A 19,703-nucleotide genomic window follows, 5' to 3' on the forward strand; every position below is an offset into this window, starting at 1 on the left:
AGCCCTGGGCGAGGCTTTCACCGTGGCAGTTGGCGCGATCGGCGGCCTGACGTTCGCCTGGCTGAACATCCCCGGCGGCGCCATGTCCGGCTCGGTGGTGGCGGTGGCGCTCCTGTCGGTCTTCGGCTGGGCAACCAGCATTAGCGCGCCCTTGCGCTATCTCGCCATGGGCATCATCGGCACGGCGATCGGCTCGGTCGTCGGCCCCGACACTTTTTCTCACATCGCCGCCTATCCGGCGAGCATCGCGCTGATGGCCATTTGCGTGGTGATGATGACGCTCGCCTCCACTGCGGTGTGGGTCTGGCTGATGGGTTGGCCGCGGTCCATGGCCATGCTCGCCTCGGTGCCGGGATCGATGAGCTACATCGTCTCGGTATCGATGAGCATGGGTGCCGATGCGGCGCGCATCGCCGTGGTGCAGATGTCGCGCGTCATTTTTCTTGCCACCGTCCTGCCGTGGATCATCGTCCATGAGGTTGGCGCCGATTTCGCCGTGCTGACCACGCTGACGATCGATCCGCCGCTCGCCATCGTCCTGTCGCTGGCGGCGGGCTTCGCCGTCGGCGGCTTCTTTGCTTATTTCAACATCACCGGCGGCATGATCATCGGTTCGATGGTCGCCTCCGGCGCGCTGCATTATTTCGGCATCGCGCCCGGCCGCTCACCGACCTGGCTGATGAATATTGGCCAATGCCTGCTCGGCGCCTGGGTCGGCTCGCGTTTCGTCAATTTCGACTGGAGCCTGTTCGCGCGCATCTGCCTCGGCACGGTCATCGCGCTCGCCGCCATGCTGGCCGTCTCCATTCTTTTCGCCATGACCGCAACGAAACTGCTCGGCGTGCCGTTCGGGGCCGCGCTCATCGGCTATGCGCCCGGCAGCCAGGAGGTTATGGTCGTGCTTGCCTTGGTGCTGGGCGCGGATCCGGTTTTCGTCGCCGCCCATCATCTGGCGCGGTTTTTCTTGATCAGTCTCAGCCTGCCTTTCTTGGTGTCCTGGATGCGCAAGAGCGAAGGACGTTAAGAGGGCGAGGATCACAAGCAGGGTTGCGGGAGGATTTTATGCTGTTACGCGGAACCACGAGTTCGCCGTTCGTGCGCAAGGTACGCATCGCCGCGCACCATTTGAACCTCGACAGCCAGATGAGCCTGGTGACGGTCGATGCGGCGAATGCGGTGGAATCGATCGGTCCCGACAATCCGCTGCGGAAAATCCCCGTCCTGCGTCTCGACAACGGTCGCCGCCTCTATGACAGCCGCGTCATTCTCGAATATCTCGATCATCTCGCCGGCGGCGACCGGCTGCTGCCGAAGGATTGGGACAAGCGCCTCGACGCGCTCACCGGCCAGGCGCTCGGCGACGGCATTCTCGATGCCGGCGTGTTGATCGTCTACGAAGGCCGCCATCGGCCGAAGGAAATTCACCACGAACCCTGGCTCGCCTATCAGCGCGGCAAGGTCGAACGTGGCCTCGAAGCTTTCGCCGCCAATCCGCCCGATCCGACCACGCTCACCGTCGGCACCCTCGCGCTCGCCTGCGCGCTCGGCTATCTCGACTTCCGCAAACAGGTCGATTGGCGCACGGCCCAACCGACACTTGTCGCCTGGCTCGATCGCTTCCGCGCCGCCGTGCCCGCCTTCGATCAGACGACGCCCGAAGGGTAAGCGTCGTGCTGCTGCGTTCCACATTGACCTCGCCGTTCGGCCGCAAGGTGCGGCTGGCGGCGACGCGCCTCAAGCTCATCGAGCGAATGCGGATCGAGCCCGCCGACCCTCTCGATGCGGCAGATATCCTGCGTCGCGACAATCCGCTCGGCAAAATGCCGCTGCTCATCCTCGATGACGGCCGCCGCCTTTATGACAGCCGCGTCATCCTCGAACATCTCGACCATCTGATGGGCGGAGGCGCGATCCTGCCACGGGATTGGCAAGCGCGGCTCGATGCACTGACCCAGCAGGCGCTCGCCGACGGCATCATGGATGCCGCCATCCTCGTCATTTATGAAAGCCGTCATCGGCCGCAGGAAATCCATCACGAACCGTGGCTTGCCTATCAGCGCGGCAAGATCGAGCGGGCTTTGGAAGCCTTCGCCGCAGATCCGCCTGATGCCGAGGCTTTCCACGTCGGCACGATCACACTTGCGTGTGCCTTGGGCTATCTCGACTGGCGCAAACAGGTCGACTGGCGTAGCACCCATCCGGCCCTCGTGGCTTGGCTCGACAGGTTCCGGGCAAAGGTGCCGGAATTCGACGCGACCAAGGCTGAAAGCTGAAAGAAGTGCCGGCATGGACGAGATGGATCAGCACAAGGTCAAGAACAAGCTAAACCCTGGGAGCCGGGGACGATGGCTTGACGGTTCTGCCACGACCTCAGCTTTTTCCCCGTTCTCCATGCCCTTGGCTATTGACGTGCGCCGCCGCTGACTGTTCGGTTCTCCCCATGACGACTGCCCCCACCCCGGCCCGCAGCAAGCATTTCAGCCTGCCGAACATGCTGACCTATGGCAGGGTCGTCGCCGTTCCCATTGTCGTCGCTTTGCTCTACTGGCCGGAAAAGGACTGGGCCCGCTGGACGGCCCTTGGCGTTTACGCCGTCGCGGCGATCACCGACTTTTTCGACGGCTACCTCGCCCGCGCCTGGCAGCAACAATCGATGATGGGGCGCATGCTCGACCCGATCGCCGACAAACTGATCGTTTCGGCCTGTCTGCTGATGCTGGCGGCGGATGGTGCCATCGCCGGCTGGTCGCTGGCGGCGGCCGTCATCATTCTGTGCCGTGAAATCCTGGTTTCGGGCCTGCGCGAATTTCTCGCCGGCCTGCGTGTCTCCATGCCGGTTTCGGCGGTCGGCAAGTGGAAAACGACCGTGCAATTGCTGGCGCTGGGCTTCCTGATCGCCGGACCAGCCGGCGAAAAGGTTCTGCCGGGCACCGAATTGATCGGCCTGACCCTTTTGTGGATTTCTGCCATCCTCACCATCTACTCTGGATGGGACTATCTCAAGGCGGGCCTCAAGCACGTCTCGGAAGATTGAGAAACGGATGGATGCGGCAGCCGTGAAACTGTCTTATTTCGCCTGGGTGCGAGAACGCATCGGACTGGCCAGCGAACAGATCACGCCACCGGCCGAGGTGCGTACAGTGGGCGAGCTCATCGCCTGGTTGAGCGGCCGGGGCGAGGAATATGCCTATGCCTTCGAGCGCCCGCAGTTCATCCGCGCCGCCATCGACCGCGTCCACGTCAAACACGAGACGCCCATCGCCGGGGCGCGCGAGATCGCCTTTTTCCCGCCGATGACCGGCGGTTGAACGCCATGGCCACGATCCGCATTCAAGCCGAGGACTTCGATGCTGCCGCCGCGGCCGCCGCGCTGACGGCCGGCCGCAACGATGTCGGCGCCGTCGTCACCTTCACCGGCCGTTGCCGCAGCGAGGACAACACGCTCGCCGCCTTGGAACTCGAACACTATCCCGGCATGGCGGAAGAAGAGATCGCCCGCGTTGCCGCCGAGGCGGAACGGCGCTGGCCGCTGCAAGGCACGATCATCATTCATCGCTACGGCCGCATTCGCCCGGGCGAAAACATCGTCCTTGTCGTCACGGCCTCGTCACATCGCGAAGCCGCGTTCGAGGCGGCCTCCTTCCTGATGGACTATCTCAAGACGCAAGCGCCGTTCTGGAAAAAGGAAATTCGTGCCGACGGCAGCGAAGGCGGCTGGGTCGACGCCAAGGAGGCGGATGACCAGGCAATGGAGAAATGGGCCAAATAAGCCGATTAACCTTGCTGCCCTTGCATCGGCCGCATTCCCCTGCCATGTCCTCGCGAGAACAACACCGGAGCCTCCCATGCCCCAGACGCGCGGACCGATTTTCGACGACTTCGCCCGATTGATGACGGATGCGGCCGGCATGGCCAATGGCGTGCGTCGGGAAGTCGAAACCGTCGTGAAAACCCAGATGGAGCGGCTGCTGTCGTCCATGGATGTGGTGACCCGCGACGAATTCGAGGCGGTGCGCGAAATGGCCGTTCTCGCCCGCGAGGAAAACGACAAGCTTGCGGCGAAGATTGCCGAACTCGAAGCGAAGCTGGCGCAAAAGCAGTCCTGAGCGCTGCGGCAATCGGGCCTGCGTCAAACCGGCGCGGCAAATTGACTCATGTCGGCCGAACGTTGTGGACATGGGCAGGTTCAGGGATGGACGGATTCCGTCGAATCTCGCACCTTGACGCAAGTAACGAGTCGGCAAATCGCTGAATCGTCATAAGAATCTGCAATCTGGCGGGGCTGGATCGTGGATCATTGTGTGGCGCGCGAGCGTCTTGTGCGTGTCGTCGCGAGTCTTTCTCCTTTGGGCCACAGCATATGATGATTGAAACAGAAGCCAGCCGCTCCGAACATCCCGTCGACGTCATCGAGCGGGTTGCTTCCGTCCGCGACTGGACATTCGCCCGCGACGCCGAGGACGAGATCTGCATCTCCGTCGACGGCAGCTGGTCGCCCTATCAGATTTCCTTCACCTGGCTCGAAGGCGTCGAAGCGCTGCATCTGGCCTGCGCCTTCGAGGTGAAGATCAACGAACGCCGCCGCAACGAACTCAACAAGCTGGTCTCGCTCATCAACGAACAGCTCTGGATCGGCCATTTCGGCATCTGGGAGAAGGAAGGCGTGGTGATCTTCCGCCACACCCTCATCCTGTCCGGTGGCCTCGAGCCGACGACGGAGCAATGCGAAGCGGCGATCGAAGCCGGTGTTTCCGCCTGCGACCGCTACTATCAATGCTTCAATTTCGTCCTGTGGTCCGGCCGCACCGCCAAGGAAGCCCTCGACACCGCCTTGTTTGAAACCGTGGGCGAAGCGTGAACGACGCAAGCACACTGCCGACGACCCTAGTCCTGCTCGGCGCGGGCAAGATGGGCAGCGCCATGCTGCGCGGCTGGCTTGCGCTCGGCATGGACGGCCATGGCGTTACCATCGTCGATCCTTACCCGGCCGACGATCTGATGGAACTGGCCAAGGAACACGGCATCCTCGTCAATCCGCCATCAGGCACGATTTCGCCGCCGGAAGCTCTGGTGCTGGCGATCAAGCCGCAGACGCTTGAAGCCGCGGCTCCTGACATCGCGCCGCTCGTCGGCGCCAACACGCTTGTCTTGTCGATCATGGCGGGCAAGACCATCGCCAACATCACCCAGCGCCTGCCGAAGGCCAAGGCGATCGTGCGCGCGATGCCGAACACGCCAGCCGCCGTCGGGCGCGGCATCACGGGCGCCGCAGCCAGCGCCGGTGTCAGCGCGCCGCAGCGCGCGGCGGCTTCCGCTCTGCTGTCGGCGATCGGCGCGGTCGAATGGCTCGATCAGGAAGATTGGATCGATGCGGTCACCGCCGTCTCCGGCTCCGGGCCGGCCTATGTCTTCTATCTCGCCGAATGCATGGCAAAAGCGGGCGAAGTCGCCGGCCTGCCGGCCGATCTCGCCATGCGGCTTGCCCGTGCCACCGTCGAAGGCGCTGGCGAACTGATGTTCCGCGATGCCGCGACACCGGCCAGCCAATTGCGCGTCAATGTCACCTCGCCCGGCGGCACCACGGCGGCCGCGCTCGACGTGCTCATGGACCCGAACGGCCTTGAGCCTCTGATGACCAAGGCCATCGGCGCGGCGAAACGGCGCGCCGGCGAGCTATCGGGTTAACCAGACCCGCCTTGGAACTGTCGACTTCCCGGCGTAGTTTAGGGAAACGAGACAGGAGCGCGCCATGGCCGACAGCAAAACGAAAGCCCCGCCGGCGGATGTGAAACAGCGCATCATCGATGCCCTGTTGGCCCTGGCTGGCGAAATGCCCTGGGAAGACATCACGATCAGCGAAGTGGCGCTGCGCGCCGGGATTTCGCTGGCCGATTTCCGCGACCAATTTCCCTCCAAAGGCGCCGTGCTCGCTGGCTTCTCCCGCATGATCGATCGCAAGGTGCTCGACGGCACCAACGAAGATCTCGCCGCCGAGACCGCACGCGACCGGCTGTTCGACGTCCTTATGCGCCGCATCGATGCCATGGGACCCTACAAGGCCGGCCTCAAGGGCATTTCGCAATGGGTGCGGCGCGATCCTGTCAGCGCCATGGCGTTGAACACGACCGTGCTCAATTCCATGCGTTTCATGCTCGAAGCCGCCCATCTGCACAGCGAAGGCATCGCCGGCACGCTGAAGCTGCAAGGGCTGGCCATCGCCTGGCAGCGTGTCTTGAACGTCTGGTTCGAGGACGATGAACCGGGCCTCGATCGCACCATGGCGGCGCTCGATCGTGAATTGTCCCGCGGCGAGACCTTGACCGCCCGCCTCGACGACATGACGCGCCTCACCGCGCCTTTGCGCTCGCTCGCCCATGCGGTTCTCTCGGGCCGCCCACGCCCGGGAGCGCGCACGCGCGATCAAGGCGACGACGCGACGCCGGTTTGAAGCTTCAAACCATGTGATCGGCGGCCAGCACGCAAACGGTATTCGGATCGGTTTCGATCTGCACCGTCGCGTGATGGATGCTGCAGTGGATTTCGAGTTCCTGCGCCAACTGCACCAGGAAGCCATCGCCCGGATGGCCGCCGAACATGCACAGATGAACGGTGAGCGCCGTTTCCGTCGTGCTGATCGGCCAGATGTGAAGATCGTGCAGCGCCGACACGCCGGGCTGTTTGAGCAGGAAAGCGCGCACATGATCGGGATCGACATTGGACGGCACGGCCGCCAGCGACATGGCAAGGCTGCCACGCAACAGCCCCCATGTCCCCCAGATGATCACGACGGCGATGACCAAACTGACCACCGGATCGACCCACTGCCAGCCGGTCATCAGAATGACGAGGCCGGCAACGACGACGCCGGCTGAAATCGCCGCATCGGCGGCCATATGCAGATAGGCGCCGCGAATGTTGAGGTCGCCATCCTTGCCCGACATGAACAGCCAGGCGGTGAACCCATTGATGAGGATGCCAATGGCGGCCACCACGATCATCGTCATGCCAGCCACGGGCTCGGGATTGAGCAGGCGCTGGATCGCTTCCAGAATGATGGCGCCGACCGCCACGAGCAGCAGCACCGCATTGGCTAAAGCCGCCAGGATCGAAGAACTGCGCAAGCCATAGGTGTAACGTGCCGTCGGCGGACGCTTGGCGAGAACCGCCGCCACCCAGGCGACGAGCAGGCCCAGAACATCGGACAGGTTGTGCCCGGCGTCGGCAAGCAGCGCCATCGAATTGCTGAAGAAGCCATAGCCCGCCTCGACGATCACGAAGAGCGTGTTGAGAATGATGCCGATAGCGAAGGCACGACCAAAATCCTGCGGCGCATGGGAATGCCCCGCATGTCCGTGCGTGTGCTCATGGGAGTGGCCATGGGAATGACCATGCCCATGATCATGGGCATGCGAGTGACCGTGATTGCCGTGCGAATGTGCTTCAGTCATGAAGGCCCCATAGCACCGCCGCAACGGCAAGGCATCATGTTATGATATTGCTGTAATGATATAGCGTGATCGGTTGATGACGAGGGAGCGTTTCCCACCTGCTGCAACCTTGGTGTCATCCCGGACACGCGAAGCGTGATCCGGGAACCAGGGGCGAGCGGTAGAACCTTTGACCAGCCATCAAGTAACTCGCGACGCCTCACTCTACCACGCGCTCCTGGTTCCCGGATCGCCTGCGGCGTCCGGGATGACACCAAGGGTTTCGACAACCTGCTAAAGCGGGATGCGCACCGTCGCCCGCAGGCCACCGAGCGGACTGGACGCCAGCGAGACATCGCCGCCATGGGCGCGGGCAATGTCGCGGGCGATGGCGAGACCCAGCCCCGTGCCGCCGTGATCCTGATTGCGCGCTTCGTCAAGGCGGAAGAACGGGCGGAAGACTTCTTCGCGCTGATCGGGCGGAATGCCAGGACCGTCATCATCCACATGAATGGTCAGGAAGCGCTGCTCGCACACCGCTTCGATAGCGATCTGGCGACCATAGCGTTGCGCATTGGCGATCAGATTGGTGAGAAGACGACGGAACGCATCGGGTCGGACCGTTACCATCGCCTCGCCGCTGAACGACACCTGCGTCGGATGGCCGTGCCGCTCGGCATCGACTTTCAGCTCTTCCAGCATGGTGCGCATGTCGATGGAGGAAGCCTGCTCGCCGCCGTCGCCGCGCGCGAAGGCGAGATAAGCCTCCAGCATGCGCTGCATCTCGTCGACGTCCTTCTGCAACGCATCGACATCCGGCCCTTGCGGCAGCATGACAAGCGACAGTTTGAAGCGCGTCAGGATGGTGCGCAGATCGTGGCTGACGCCATTGAGCATGGTCGTGCGCTGATCCATCGCCCGCTCGACGCGTCGCTTCATTTCGACGAAAGCAAAACCCGCCTGGCGCACCTCGCGCGCGCCATGCGGACGGAATTCCGGCTCACGCCCTTTGCCGAAGTCCTGCGCCGCCTTGGCAAGGCGCAGGATCGGTCTGATCTGATTGCGCAGGAAGGCGATCGCCACTGCCAGCAGCACCAGCGACGCACCGACCATCCAGCCCAGGAAAATATGCGAGTTCGACGCATAGGCTGCATTGCGCGCCGCGATCACGCGCAAGGTCGCGTCATTCAGCGCCACGCGGATCTCGACCAGATTGGAATTGCCGATGGTGTCGATCCAGAACGGCTTGTTGATCTGCCGCGACAGCTCCTGCGACAACGAACTGTCCAAAAGCGAAAAGAACGGCTTCGGCAAGGTCGCCGGCAACGGCTCCTTCGGCAGCAATTTGAAATCCATTTCAAAGCGCTCGCCGGCGATCTTCGCCACCTGTTCAAAGGTGGCGAGCGGAAACTTTTCGTAGGTATCGACCACGGCGGCAATGTCGGCGACGACGGCTGCCGACAGGCGCTGCGTGACGAGCTGCCAATGGCGCTCCATGAAAATGTAAGCGACGGCCGATTGCAGCAGCACCACCGGCAGAATGACAATGAGAAGCGATCGCGCGAACAGGCCCTTCGGCATACGGCTGGCAAGCCAACGGGTAAAGCCGCGCCATAGGCCGCGCGGCCTCTCGAACCAGCCGGGAAGCACCAAGCTCATCAGCGTTCGGGCAGCAGGCGATAGCCCGCGCCACGCGCTGTTTGCAGATAGATCGGATTGGCCGGATCGCGTTCGATCTTGCGCCGCAGGCGATTGATCTGCACGTCGATCGTGCGCTCGTTGGCGGCGGCGGCCGAACCAGCCAGCAATTCGCGCGCCACCGGCTCGCCCGGCGTCTTCGCCAGCAATTGCAGCATGTAGCGTTCGCGTTCCGTCAACCGCACCACGTCCTCGCCGTGACGCAATTCGCCGCGCTCGCAGTGGAAGACGAACGGCCCGAAGCGCACCAAGGTCGGCTGATTGAGCGGCTTCGGCACGACGCGGCGCAGGATCGAGCCGATGCGCAGCGACAATTCCTTGGCCTCGAACGGTTTGGTCAGATAGTCGTCGACGCCGGTTTCGAGCCCCTGCACGCGATCACTCGTCTCGGCTCGCGCCGTCAGCATAAGGATCGGCACTTGCGACGTCTCGCGCAGCGAACGGGCGAAATCGAGACCGTTCTCGCCCGGCATCATCACGTCAAGGACGATGAGATCGAAATCGAGATTGCTCAAATGGCGCCGTGCCTCGGCCGCGTCGCCGGCGGCCGTCACCCGATAGCCCTCGCGGACCAGATAGCGCGACAGCAGTTCGCGCAGACGCTTATCATCGTCGACGACAAGCAGATGCGCCGCGTCGTCGGCAGGCACGAAAGTCGGCTGCTCGGCGCTCGTTGCATTTTGCTCTTCGCTCATTCCCCGGTCCTTTCGTTGCGCCAGATCAGCGCTTCGACTCTGGGCCTCTCTTCCGGCTCGATCATTGCCAGCAAAAATTGCTGAGCGGCTTCCTGAGCCCCCTTCGGCAATTCCGCCAGCACGCGCGCGAACCGTTGCGATTGCAAGACGGACAATTCCAACGCCAGAGCCTTGCCCTTCGCCGTCAGGAACAAGAGCCGCTGCCGGCGATCAGTCGCGCCCGTCCGCGCCTCGACGAAACGTTCGTCGAGCAATTCCTTCAGCACCCGATTGAGGCTTTGTTTGGTGATACGCAGAATGTCGAGCAATTCGGCGATCGTGAGGCCAGGATTGCGATGCACAAAATGCAGCACGCGATGATGCGCCCGGCCAAACCGTAAGGTTTCCAGCAAACGATCCGCATCGCCGACGAAATCTCGATAGGCGAAGAACAGAAGTTCGATCAGGTCATAATGCGGCGGCGCCGGCGTCTCCGCGCCTGCCAGTCCCGCCCCGCCGACCAGGGGTATATCGTCAAGCGCCTGCGTCATGGCTGATCCGCTCTAATCCATTACGTCAGCACTATTGACATATTTCAGGTCGATTGCTACTCGTCAAGCCTCTCGAAAGTACCGGCAAACCGGCCGGAAATGCGGCGAACACCCTGTTTCATATGGGAAACCCCGTTCGCCAGGAGGAGTTGTGATGTCCGTTTTACCATTCGACCAGCGTGAAGGTTTCATCTGGATGAACGGGAAGTTGCTGCCCTGGAAGGAAGCGCATCTGCATGTGCTGAGCCACGGGCTGCATTACGGCTCTTCTGTATTCGAGGGCGAGCGCGCCTATGGCGGCAAGATTTTCAAGAGCCTCGAACATACCGAGCGTTTTCATAACTCGGCCAAGCTGCTCGACTTCACCATTCCCTATTCGATCGAGGAGATCGAAGCCGCCAAGCAGCTCGTCGTCGACAAGAACGGCATGCAGAGCTGCTACGTGCGCCCCGTCGCCTGGCGCGGCAGCGAGATGATGGCGGTCGCCGCGCAGAACGCGACGATCCATGTTGCCATCGCCGTGTGGGATTGGCCGAGCATGTTCGACGTCAACGAGAAGATGCGCGGCATTCGTCTCGATATCGCCGAATATCGCCGCCCCGATCCGCGCACTGCGCCGTGCCAATCGAAGGCTGCTGGCCTTTACATGATCTGCACGATCTCCAAACACGCGGCCGAGCGTAAAGGCTATGCCGATGCGATGATGCTTGATTGGGAAGGTCGCGTCGCCGAATGCACCGGCGCCAACCTCTTCTTCACCAAGGACGGCGCGATCCACACGCCGATCGCCGACTGCTTCCTCGACGGCATCACTCGCCGCACGGTCATCGATCTGGCTAAGCGCCGCGGCATTGGCGTCCACGAGCGTCGGATCATGCCGGACGAATTGGCGAGCTTCAACGAGTGCTTCCTCACCGGCACGGGCGCGGAAGTGACCCCGGTGTCGGAAATCGGCCCCTACCGCTTCACGCCGGGCAATATCTCGCGGACGCTGATGGAAGACTATACGGCTGAGGTGAACAAGCACTGAGCCGGGTTTTCAGCACAGAAATAGAGTTTTAAGCGGGCGGCGGACCTTTCCGCCGCCCGCATTCGTTTGCCCTTGCCTGTAGCCCTTGCCTTTTGCCGGCCCGACCAGCATATGCCGGGGCGGATTTTGATTTTGGCCCGCCTGGCCTGGCGCCGACGGGATAACGGGATAGCTCCATGGGTTTCAAATGCGGCATCGTCGGTCTGCCCAACGTCGGCAAATCGACCCTTTTCAACGCGCTGACGCAAACGGCGGCGGCTCAGGCGGCCAATTATCCGTTCTGCACGATCGAACCCAACGTGGGCGACGTCGCCGTCCCTGATGAACGCCTCGACGCGCTGGCCAAAATCGCCGCCTCGAAAGAGATCATCCCGACGCGGCTGACCTTCGTCGACATCGCCGGCCTCGTGCGCGGCGCCTCCAAGGGCGAAGGCCTGGGTAACCAGTTCCTCGCCAACATCCGCGAATGCGACGCGATAGCCCATGTGGTGCGCTGCTTCGAGGACGGCGACATCACCCATGTGGAAGGCAAGATCGATCCGGTCGCCGATATCGAGACCATCGAGACCGAGCTGATGCTCGCCGACCTCGACAGCCTCGAAAAGCGCGTGCCCGCCCTCGAGAAGAGGGCCAAGCAGAACGACAAGGAAGCCAAGGAAGCGCTCGATCTGATGAACCGCTGCCTGGTGCTGCTGCGTGACGGCAAGCCGGCGCGCCTCGTCGAGGTCAAAGCCGAAGAGCGCAAGACCTTCGACGGTCTTGGCCTGCTGAGCTCCAAGCCCGTGCTCTATGTCTGCAATGTCGAGGAAGCCTCCGCCGACAAGGGCAATAATTTCTCCGCCCTCGTCGCGCAGCGCGCGAAAGAAGAAGGCGCGGTCTCAGTCGTCGTCTCGGCGCGCATCGAAAGCGAAATCGCCATTCTGCCGGCCGACGAGCAGAAGGACTATCTGGAAGCCGTGGGCCTGGCGGAGCCCGGTCTTAATCGTGTCATCCGTGCCGGCTATGGCCTGCTCGGCCTGATCACTTACTTCACCGTCGGCCCCAAGGAAGCCCGCGCCTGGACCATCGAGACCGGTACGCGCGCGCCGCAGGCGGCTGGCGTCATTCACACCGATTTCGAAAAGGGCTTCATTCGCGCCGAGACGATCGCCTATGCCGACTATGTCGCCTTCAACGGCGAAGCCGGCGCCCGCGAGGCCGGCAAGTTTCGCCTCGAAGGCAAGGACTATACGGTTGCCGACGGCGACGTGATGCATTTCCGCTTCGCCAATTAAAGCAAGGCGCATTGTACAAGCCGCATTTGTAAGGGAGGGCCGATGCCGTCGCTCTATTTCGAGGATTTCCCGAAAGGCTTCGTGCGCGAATACGGCGCTCATCTGGTCACCAAGGAAAACGTCATCGAATTCGCCAGCGAGTTCGATCCCCAGCCCTTCCACCTCGATGAGGAAGCCGGCAAGAAAAGCATCCTGGGCGGCCTGTCCAGTTCCGGTTGGCAGACCGCCAGCGTCGCCATGCGTCTCATCTTCGAGAGCATCCTGAAGGATGCGGTGAGCCTCGGCTCGCCCGGCGTCGAGGAATTGCGCTGGCTGAAGCCCGTGCGCCCCGGCGACATCTTGAGCCTGCGCGCCGAAGTGCTCGATGCACGCGTGTCGCGCTCGCGCCCCGGCATGGGCATTCTGACGTGGCGTTTCGGCGTGCTCGACCAGAACGGCCAGGAAGTGATGTGGCTGCGCTCACTGATGATGCTGGGCACACGCGACGCGCCGCCCCTGGCGCCGCGCACGCCGCCCGCGCGTCCCGCGCCTGCGGTCCTTCCGGAATTCACGCCGGATTTTTCGGCCATCGACGACACCAACGGCATTCTCACCGGCTGGCTCGACGATCTCGTCATCGGCTTTCGCGTCGAGATCGGCTCTTATCAGTTCACGCGCGACAACATGCTGCGCTTTGCACGCGCCTATGATCCGCAGGTTTTCCACGTCGATGAGGAAGCCGCGAAGCAGACATTCTTCGGCGGTCTTGCCGCGTCCGGCTGGCACACGGCTGCAGCCTGCATGAGCCGGCTTGTCGCCACCCGCAACGCCTATGCCGCCGAGGCGCGCCGGCGCAATCTGCCGCGCGTGCCCGCCGGTCCCTCGCCGGGCTTCCGCGATCTCAAATGGATCCAGCCGGTCTACGTCGACGATATTTTGAGCTATTCGACGACGCCGCTTGAAAAGCGCAATATCTCGCGCGAGGGCTGGGGCATCGCCTTTCATCGCAATGAAGGCATCAACCAGAACGGCGACAAAGTGTTCGAGTTCACCAGTTCGAGTCTCTGGCCCATGCGCGGATAATCCGCCGAAGCCAAAAGAGGGGGAACGTCATGGGCAGCCAGAGCGAGGCGAAAGTCGCGATCCGTGAAGTGATCGAGAACTGGGCGATCTGGCGCGACAGCGGCGACTTCGAAAACCTCGCCACTTGTTATCATGACGATGGCCGCATGGTCGCCACATGGTTCTCCGGTCCCGCCGCGCAATTCATCGCTGGCTGCAAGGCCGGCTTTGAGAAAGGCGCCATCGTGCAGCATTTTCTCGGTGGCATCTCGATCACGCTCAAAGGCGCGCGCGCCATCGCGCAAACCAAGATGATGATCCTGTCGCGATCGACGCTTGAAGGCATGCCTTGCGACACCACCTGTGTCGGCCGCTTCTATGATTTCTTCGAAGAGCGCGAAGGGCGCTGGGCCATCGTTCTGCGCCAGCCGATCTATGAGAAGGATCGCTTCGATATGCTCGATCCCAGCCATCAACCGAAGCTCGATCCGCGCCTGCTGGAACGCTTTCCGGTCGGCTATCGCTTCATGGGTTATGCGCAGACGAAAGAGGGACGAACGGTCAATCCGTCGCTGCCGGGCCTGCATGGCGCCGAGGTTTTAGGCCTTTATGACGACGGAAATGCCTGGCTGGCGGGCAAAAAACTCGCCCGCTGAATGCTTCGACTTGTCGCACACCGCGCGCCAAATGACAGAATTTAATCAATTAAAACAATAATATGACAACGCGTTAATGATCCTTAGGAAAGATTACCCTTGCGGCACAGGCACTTTTTGACTCGCGCGTCACATTCTCGCCCAAACTAGCCCGCAAAAGCCCGCCACCTTCGCTGCGACGAGAGGCAATGTCCTTTCGCGTGTTCCCGCCGCGCCGCCCACTTGATCTGCGGCATTCTGCGGCTTCACCCATCACATCGACTAAGGAAACCTCACGAATGCGGGACGTTTTGTTCCGCCGCGGCCGCTTGGCCTCGGCATTGATCCCGGCTGCGCTTCTCACGATGGCCGCCACTCATGTCAGCGCAGAAGAATCGTCGGCGGAATATTTCGCCCGTGATCGCGCCATGTTCGCAAAAGAACATCCGCAGCCGAACGCCCAAGTACAGGCGAGCCTGCAGCCGAACCGTAAGACCAGCCGCAAGGAGCGCATTCGCGTTGCCAGCCTCTCCGTGAGCGGCACCACGCTGAACGATGCGAGCGCACCGGCTGAAGCCGCGCCCGTCTCGCGCCTGACGCGCCGCGCCGCGCCTGCCTCTGGCATTCATGCGCTCGTCACCGCCGCCGCCATTCGCAACGGCGTTCCGCCGGCGCTGCTGCACGGCGTCATCCGCAAGGAAAGCAACTATCGCTGCAACGCCTACAACGGTCGCGGCCAGGTGCATGGCGTCGGCCAGCTCAAGACCGCCACGGCCCGTTCCGTCGGCGTGCATGGCTCTCTGTATGATTGCAACAACGGCGTCGAAGCCGCCGCACGCTATCTGAAATTGGCGATCTCGCGCGGTGGCGCCGGATGCGCCGGCGTGAGCCTTTACGAGCGTGGCATCTATGCGCGCCCGACGTGCTCGGCCTATGGCCGCTCCGTCATGCACATGGCCCATCTCTAAGAAGAACAGCCAAACGCTGGAGCAAATTGCGTTTCTTCAGAAACGCAATTTGCTCCAGCATCTTTTATTTTGACGCGTCTTTGTGGCGTTTGACTAAAGTCAAACTGCAAAACGCTTTGGCTCAAGCCGCGCGCTTGAGCCAGCGTTTGGGATCGATACTCGCTGTCAGCCGATGTGCCGACAGCGCCTCGCACAATTGCGCGATGCTCGACAGATTGTGCACGGGGCGAAACTCATCCACATGCGGCAGCATGGCACGAATGCCCAGCGCGCGTGCTTCAAAGCGATCGAACCGCAACAGTGGATTGAGCCAGATCAGACGCCGGCTCGATTTGTGCAGCCGCTCCATCTCGCGCGCCAATTCTTCCGTGCCTTCCCGCTCGAGCCCATCGGTGAACAAAAGCACGATGGCGCCCTGGCCCAGCACTCGCCGCGACCAATCGCGATTGAAGCGATGCAGGCAGGAACCGATGCGCGTACCACCAGACCAATCGGCGACCTCCAGCGAACATTGGCTCAGGGCCTCATCGGGATCGCGATAGCGTAGCGCGCGCGTCACATTGGTGAGGCGCGTGCCGAACAGGAATGTCTGCACCTGCCGCCGCTCGTTGGTCAGCGCGTGCAGGAAATGCAGGAACACCCGCGTGTAATCGCTCATCGAGCCGGAGATATCGCAGATGGCGACGATCGGCGGATGACGCACGGCCGGCGAACGGCGCGCCAGATCGATGGTCGCACCACCGGCGCGCAGCGAGCGGCGCAGGGAACGGCGCAGATCGATCCGCGCGCCCCGCGCATCCGCAACGAAGCGGCGCGTCCGCACTTCATTGTCGCTGAGATCGAGCCGATCGATGGCCCGCATTGCCGCCGCGATCTCCTCGGCGGTCATCTGGGCGAAATCTTTCTTTTGCAGCAGTTCGGACGCTGACACGGTGAAACGCTGATCGAGCTCGAACTCCTGCTCGATCTCCTTGGGCTCGCGCTGCGGCATCAGGGCCTGCGCGACACGGGTCGAGCCCGCTTCCGGCTTGCTCGCCTTCTGCTGTTCCTCCTGCTGCGGCTCGGCCAGAGGCGACATCATCGCGATCAGCTTTTCCAGGAAGCCGCGCCGCTTCCAGAACATGCGGAAGGCCGCATCGAAGACGACCAGATGCTCGCGCTTGCTGACGAACACCGCCTCCAAGGTCGCGCGGAAATCGCTGCGATGACGCACACCCGCTATCTCCACGGCTCGCACCGCGTCGAGCACGGCGCCTGGGCCGACCGGCAGGCCTGCGGCCCGCAACGCCCGGGCAAAATGCAGGATGTTCTGCGCCAGGGTGCCTTCCGGCGCCGGGGTTTGCGGGGAACTTGGATCGAGACCGCTGACGTCGTCCACCACGGCCTCAGAAATCACTGGTGATGCCCTTGCTCTCCCAGTCGCCATAGCGCACCGGGTCGAGCCCGCCTCGGCCGTTGAGTTCGACCGGCGGCGGTTCCTTGGCCGCGGCTTCCGCCTGGCGCCGGCGTTCCTCGGCTTCCGCCAGGGCACGCTGCGCCGCTGGCGTCAGCGGCTTGCGCGGTTCGGCGGGGACGGCCTCCGGCGCGGGCTGATCGATCGGCTCAGACATATCCAGCGTCTCCAAATCGGGCGCTTCCAGGCCAAAAACCGGCCTTGGCGCCAATTCTGGGCAGTTTTTAACAAAGGAACAGGGCAATACAAACTGCCAAGCTTGCCCTAATCCCCTCCACCTCCCCACATAGGACGCGAACGGCTGGTCTTCCAGCCAAGTTATTCGGAGGTGATGAAGTCCATGAATATCATGCGCACGGCGATCCTGCTTGCTGCCATGACTGCCATTTTTGTCGTTGTCGGCGCCCTGATGGGTGGCCGCACCGGCATGATGATCGCGCTCGCCATTGCAGCCGCGACCAATCTCTACGCCCTGTGGAATTCCGACCGCATGGCGCTGGCCTCCACCAATGCCCATGAGGTCGACGCCACCATGGCGCCCGATCTCGTCAACATGGTGCACGGCCTGGCACAGCGCGCCGGCCTGCCGCCGCCGCGTGTCTATGTGATCGAGGATCCTCAGCCCAACGCCTTCGCTACCGGCCGCAATCCGGAAAACTCCGCCGTTGCCGTGCATACGGGCCTGCTCAACATGTTGAGCCGCGAGGAACTCTCCGGCGTCATCGCCCATGAGCTGGCGCATATCAAACACCGCGACACGCTGACGATGACCGTCACTGCCACCTTGGCCGGTGCCATCTCTTCCATCGCGCAGTGGGGCCTGTTCTTCGGCGGCAACCGCAACAATAACGGCCTCGGCATCATCGGCTCGATCGCCTTGATGATCCTGGCGCCGCTTGCCGCCATGATCGTGCAGATGGCAATCAGCCGTTCGCGCGAATACGAAGCCGACCGTCTCGGCGCCGAAATCTGCGGTAATCCGCGTTGGCTGGCCTCGGCTTTGGCCAAGATTTCCGGCGCGGCCGAGCGCATTCCCAACGAAGCGGCGGAAGCCAATCCGGCGCTGGCGCATATGTTCATCGTCAATCCGCTGATCGGCCAGGGCATGGATAACCTCTTCTCCACGCATCCAAATGTGGAGAACCGCATTGCCGCACTGGAAGATCTGGCGCAGCGCATGGGCCTCGGCCGTGGCGCACCGGCGCCGACACGCGCGGGCGGCTTTCTCGGCGGTGGCGATCCGCTAAATCCGCGGCGCGGCCCCTGGGGATAAGCCGGGATAACAAGGTTCACGATGAGTCCCGCGCCCGCTTTCGCAGCGCTCCCTTTGGGGATAGCTGCGAATAGCGGGCGCAATCGCAAGGCCGGTCATAAATGGGCCTGACTTGCGCACGATGATGCGTGCATATCAGCCGTGGCGGGAACAAAACGCAAAGCAATGCGTTGCCTTTCGCGCAAGAGCTTGAACATCATCACACCGGCGAGCGACGCTGAGTCGTCAGCCGGCCTCTTTACCGGTTCCCGCATTTCCTCGTGGGGACAGACTTCGTAGGACGGTGCGGGTTGCCTGACTTGAAAAAGCGTTCCAGCGGTTTTGGTGCTCGTTCCGCCGAGCCTGTGCCGCCGCCACCGCCCGGACTCTCCGCCCGCCTCACCGCCGCTCAAGCGCTCGCCGACATTCTCGCTTCCGGCCATGCGGTGGAGGATCGTTTTGCTGCGACGCGCACGTCCGAGCTCGATGCCCGCGACCGGGCATTGGCCCGCTCGATCGTTACGACGGCGCTGCGTTATCTGGGCTCCATTCGCGCCCGCCTGGCCCAGGCGCTCGACAAAGGCCTGCCGAAGAAGTCGGGCGCGCTGGAATGGCATCTCATCACCGCAGTCGCGCAAATCCTTCATATGGATGTGCCCGATCGCGCCGCGGTCGATCTCGCCGTCCATGCGGTCAAACGCGATCCCCGTTCCGCCGCGTTCGCCGGCCTGACCAATGCGGTGCTGCGCACCATCGTGCGCGCCAGCGAAGCCGGAGAAACCACGCTCGACGACCCATTCGCCGATACGCCGCAATGGCTCGCCGTGCGCTGGAGCAAAGCCTATGGCGACGAGACGGCGCAAGGCATCGCCCAGATGCACGCGCAGGAGCCGACCCTCGACCTGACCGTGAAGTCGGATGCCGAAGGCTGGGCGCAGCGACTGGGCGGCATCGTCTTGCCGACCGGTTCCGTGCGCCTCGCCACGCATGCGCCCATCGAGACGCTTGCCGGCTATAACGATGGCGAATGGTGGGTGCAGGATGCTGCCGCCGCCTTGCCGGCGCGTCTGCTCGGCGCCGCCGTCGGCGAGCGTGTCGCCGATCTGTGCGCCGCGCCCGGCGGCAAGACGGCCCAGCTCGCGCTTCACGGCGCCCATGTGGTGGCGCTCGATCGCTCGGCCGAGCGGATGAAGCGTGTCGCGGAAAATCTCACCCGCCTCGGCCTCTCCGCCGAACTGCACATCGGCGATGCATTGAGTTTCGACGCCGCACGCTTCGATGCCATTCTGCTCGATGCGCCCTGTTCGAGCACGGGCACCATTCGCCGCCATCCCGACGTCGCCTGGACGAAACGCATCAGCGACATCACCGCGCTCGCGACGCTGCAAGCCAAAATGCTCGACCGCGCCTGCTCCCTGCTGAAGCCCGGCGGCCGCCTGGTCTATTGCACCTGTTCGCTCGAGCCCGAGGAAGGCGAACAGCACATCGCCGCGCTGCTAAGGCGTAACCCCGACATGCTGCGCATGCCGGTGACAGAAGCCGAGACCGGCTTGGCCGACTGCATCAACGACGAGGGCGAAGTGCGGACGCTGCCGACCCACCTGCCCCACGCGGACAAAAGATTCGCCGGGCTCGACGGTTTCTTCGCGGTGCGTTTGCAGCGGCGGGCGATCTAAACGAGACACATTGCCGGTTTTATG

General features: G+C 63.0%; 23 protein-coding genes. 17 read left to right on the forward strand and 6 right to left on the reverse strand.

Annotated features, from left to right (window positions below; all coding sequences use genetic code 11):
* The first annotated feature begins 22 nt into the window (after positions 1 to 22).
* The 10 genes from OIM99_RS21730 to OIM99_RS21775 all read left to right on the forward strand — a co-directional run bounded on the left by OIM99_RS21730 (position 23) and on the right by OIM99_RS21775 (position 6,448).
* Positions 23 to 1,024: an AbrB family transcriptional regulator gene (locus OIM99_RS21730; protein ID WP_311852570.1), complete on the forward strand. Its 1,002-nt coding sequence runs from the start codon at positions 23 to 25 to the stop codon at positions 1,022 to 1,024.
* Between the two features lie 38 nt (positions 1,025 to 1,062).
* The gene (locus tag OIM99_RS21735) at positions 1,063 to 1,665 is read left to right on the forward strand and encodes a glutathione S-transferase family protein (RefSeq protein ID WP_311852571.1); all 603 of its coding nucleotides are present in this window, start codon (positions 1,063 to 1,065) and stop codon (positions 1,663 to 1,665) included.
* A 5-nt stretch (positions 1,666 to 1,670) separates the two neighbouring features.
* Positions 1,671 to 2,273 (forward strand): glutathione S-transferase family protein, encoded by a 603-nt coding sequence (locus OIM99_RS21740; protein WP_311852572.1) that lies wholly within the window; start codon positions 1,671 to 1,673, stop codon positions 2,271 to 2,273.
* A 167-nt stretch (positions 2,274 to 2,440) separates the two neighbouring features.
* A complete protein-coding gene (gene pgsA, locus OIM99_RS21745; RefSeq protein ID WP_311852573.1) occupies positions 2,441 to 3,034 on the forward strand; it encodes a CDP-diacylglycerol--glycerol-3-phosphate 3-phosphatidyltransferase in 594 nt (197 codons plus the stop codon).
* A 22-nt stretch (positions 3,035 to 3,056) separates the two neighbouring features.
* On the forward strand, positions 3,057 to 3,308 hold the full coding sequence (moaD, locus tag OIM99_RS21750; RefSeq protein ID WP_311853153.1) for a molybdopterin converting factor subunit 1: 252 nt from the start codon (positions 3,057 to 3,059) through the stop codon (positions 3,306 to 3,308).
* A gap of 5 nt (positions 3,309 to 3,313) precedes the next feature.
* Positions 3,314 to 3,769 (forward strand): molybdenum cofactor biosynthesis protein MoaE, encoded by a 456-nt coding sequence (locus OIM99_RS21755; protein ID WP_311852574.1) that lies wholly within the window; start codon positions 3,314 to 3,316, stop codon positions 3,767 to 3,769.
* A 76-nt stretch (positions 3,770 to 3,845) separates the two neighbouring features.
* Positions 3,846 to 4,106, forward strand: a complete 261-nt coding sequence (locus OIM99_RS21760) for an accessory factor UbiK family protein (protein WP_311852575.1) — start codon at positions 3,846 to 3,848, stop codon at positions 4,104 to 4,106.
* A gap of 254 nt (positions 4,107 to 4,360) precedes the next feature.
* Positions 4,361 to 4,858: a YbjN domain-containing protein gene (locus OIM99_RS21765; protein WP_311852576.1), complete on the forward strand. Its 498-nt coding sequence runs from the start codon at positions 4,361 to 4,363 to the stop codon at positions 4,856 to 4,858.
* The gene (gene proC / locus OIM99_RS21770; RefSeq protein WP_311852577.1) at positions 4,855 to 5,685 is read left to right on the forward strand and encodes a pyrroline-5-carboxylate reductase; all 831 of its coding nucleotides are present in this window, start codon (positions 4,855 to 4,857) and stop codon (positions 5,683 to 5,685) included. Before OIM99_RS21765 ends, proC begins: the two co-directional genes overlap by 4 nt.
* 64 nt (positions 5,686 to 5,749) lie before the next feature.
* The gene (locus OIM99_RS21775) at positions 5,750 to 6,448 is read left to right on the forward strand and encodes a TetR/AcrR family transcriptional regulator (protein ID WP_311852578.1); all 699 of its coding nucleotides are present in this window, start codon (positions 5,750 to 5,752) and stop codon (positions 6,446 to 6,448) included.
* Positions 6,449 to 6,452: 4 nt separating this feature from the next.
* On the opposite strand, the gene OIM99_RS21780 is transcribed toward OIM99_RS21775, so the two are convergent.
* From OIM99_RS21780 to OIM99_RS21795, 4 genes are all read right to left on the reverse strand, one after another.
* On the reverse strand, positions 6,453 to 7,448 hold the full coding sequence (locus tag OIM99_RS21780) for a cation diffusion facilitator family transporter (protein WP_311852579.1): 996 nt from the start codon (positions 7,446 to 7,448) through the stop codon (positions 6,453 to 6,455).
* Between the two features lie 273 nt (positions 7,449 to 7,721).
* Entirely contained in the window at positions 7,722 to 9,086 is a 1,365-nt protein-coding gene (locus OIM99_RS21785; RefSeq protein ID WP_311852580.1) for an ATP-binding protein, read from the reverse strand.
* Positions 9,086 to 9,820 (reverse strand): response regulator, encoded by a 735-nt coding sequence (locus OIM99_RS21790; protein WP_311852581.1) that lies wholly within the window; start codon positions 9,818 to 9,820, stop codon positions 9,086 to 9,088. The genes OIM99_RS21785 and OIM99_RS21790 overlap by 1 nt, the downstream gene beginning before the upstream one ends.
* Positions 9,817 to 10,350 carry a MarR family transcriptional regulator gene (locus OIM99_RS21795; RefSeq protein ID WP_311852582.1) on the reverse strand — a complete coding sequence of 178 codons (534 nt, stop codon included), beginning with the start codon at positions 10,348 to 10,350 and terminating at the stop codon, positions 9,817 to 9,819. Before OIM99_RS21795 ends, OIM99_RS21790 begins: the two co-directional genes overlap by 4 nt.
* 154 nt (positions 10,351 to 10,504) lie before the next feature.
* On the opposite strand from OIM99_RS21795, the gene OIM99_RS21800 reads away from it, so the two are divergent.
* The 5 genes from OIM99_RS21800 to OIM99_RS21820 all read left to right on the forward strand — a co-directional run bounded on the left by OIM99_RS21800 (position 10,505) and on the right by OIM99_RS21820 (position 15,298).
* The gene (locus tag OIM99_RS21800; RefSeq protein ID WP_311852583.1) at positions 10,505 to 11,380 is read left to right on the forward strand and encodes a branched-chain amino acid aminotransferase; all 876 of its coding nucleotides are present in this window, start codon (positions 10,505 to 10,507) and stop codon (positions 11,378 to 11,380) included.
* A 176-nt stretch (positions 11,381 to 11,556) separates the two neighbouring features.
* On the forward strand, positions 11,557 to 12,654 hold the full coding sequence (gene ychF / locus OIM99_RS21805; RefSeq protein ID WP_311852584.1) for a redox-regulated ATPase YchF: 1,098 nt from the start codon (positions 11,557 to 11,559) through the stop codon (positions 12,652 to 12,654).
* Positions 12,655 to 12,696: 42 nt separating this feature from the next.
* Positions 12,697 to 13,716: a MaoC family dehydratase gene (locus OIM99_RS21810; RefSeq protein WP_311852585.1), complete on the forward strand. Its 1,020-nt coding sequence runs from the start codon at positions 12,697 to 12,699 to the stop codon at positions 13,714 to 13,716.
* Positions 13,717 to 13,745: 29 nt separating this feature from the next.
* Positions 13,746 to 14,351, forward strand: a complete 606-nt coding sequence (locus OIM99_RS21815) for a nuclear transport factor 2 family protein (protein ID WP_311852586.1) — start codon at positions 13,746 to 13,748, stop codon at positions 14,349 to 14,351.
* 278 nt (positions 14,352 to 14,629) lie between these two features.
* Positions 14,630 to 15,298, forward strand: coding sequence for a transglycosylase SLT domain-containing protein (locus tag OIM99_RS21820; protein WP_311852587.1), 669 nt, complete (start codon positions 14,630 to 14,632; stop codon positions 15,296 to 15,298).
* A 121-nt stretch (positions 15,299 to 15,419) separates the two neighbouring features.
* Here the strand turns inward: OIM99_RS21820 and OIM99_RS21825 are convergent, their stop codons facing one another.
* Positions 15,420 to 16,676, reverse strand: coding sequence for a VWA domain-containing protein (locus tag OIM99_RS21825; RefSeq protein ID WP_311852588.1), 1,257 nt, complete (start codon positions 16,674 to 16,676; stop codon positions 15,420 to 15,422).
* A 7-nt stretch (positions 16,677 to 16,683) separates the two neighbouring features.
* Complete coding sequence (locus OIM99_RS21830) at positions 16,684 to 16,908, reverse strand: DUF1674 domain-containing protein (RefSeq protein ID WP_311852589.1); 225 nt, start codon at positions 16,906 to 16,908, stop codon at positions 16,684 to 16,686.
* 183 nt (positions 16,909 to 17,091) lie between these two features.
* Between OIM99_RS21830 and htpX the strand changes: the two genes are divergently transcribed.
* Together htpX and OIM99_RS21840 are read left to right on the forward strand one after the other, a co-directional pair.
* A complete protein-coding gene (gene htpX / locus OIM99_RS21835; RefSeq protein ID WP_311853154.1) occupies positions 17,092 to 18,024 on the forward strand; it encodes a zinc metalloprotease HtpX in 933 nt (310 codons plus the stop codon).
* Between the two features lie 290 nt (positions 18,025 to 18,314).
* Complete coding sequence (locus OIM99_RS21840) at positions 18,315 to 19,679, forward strand: transcription antitermination factor NusB (protein WP_311852590.1); 1,365 nt, start codon at positions 18,315 to 18,317, stop codon at positions 19,677 to 19,679.
* Positions 19,680 to 19,703 lie beyond the last annotated feature (24 nt).

It is taken from the genome of Methylocella sp. CPCC 101449 (genome assembly GCF_031921685.1).
Classification (GTDB): domain Bacteria; phylum Pseudomonadota; class Alphaproteobacteria; order Rhizobiales; family Beijerinckiaceae; genus Terripilifer.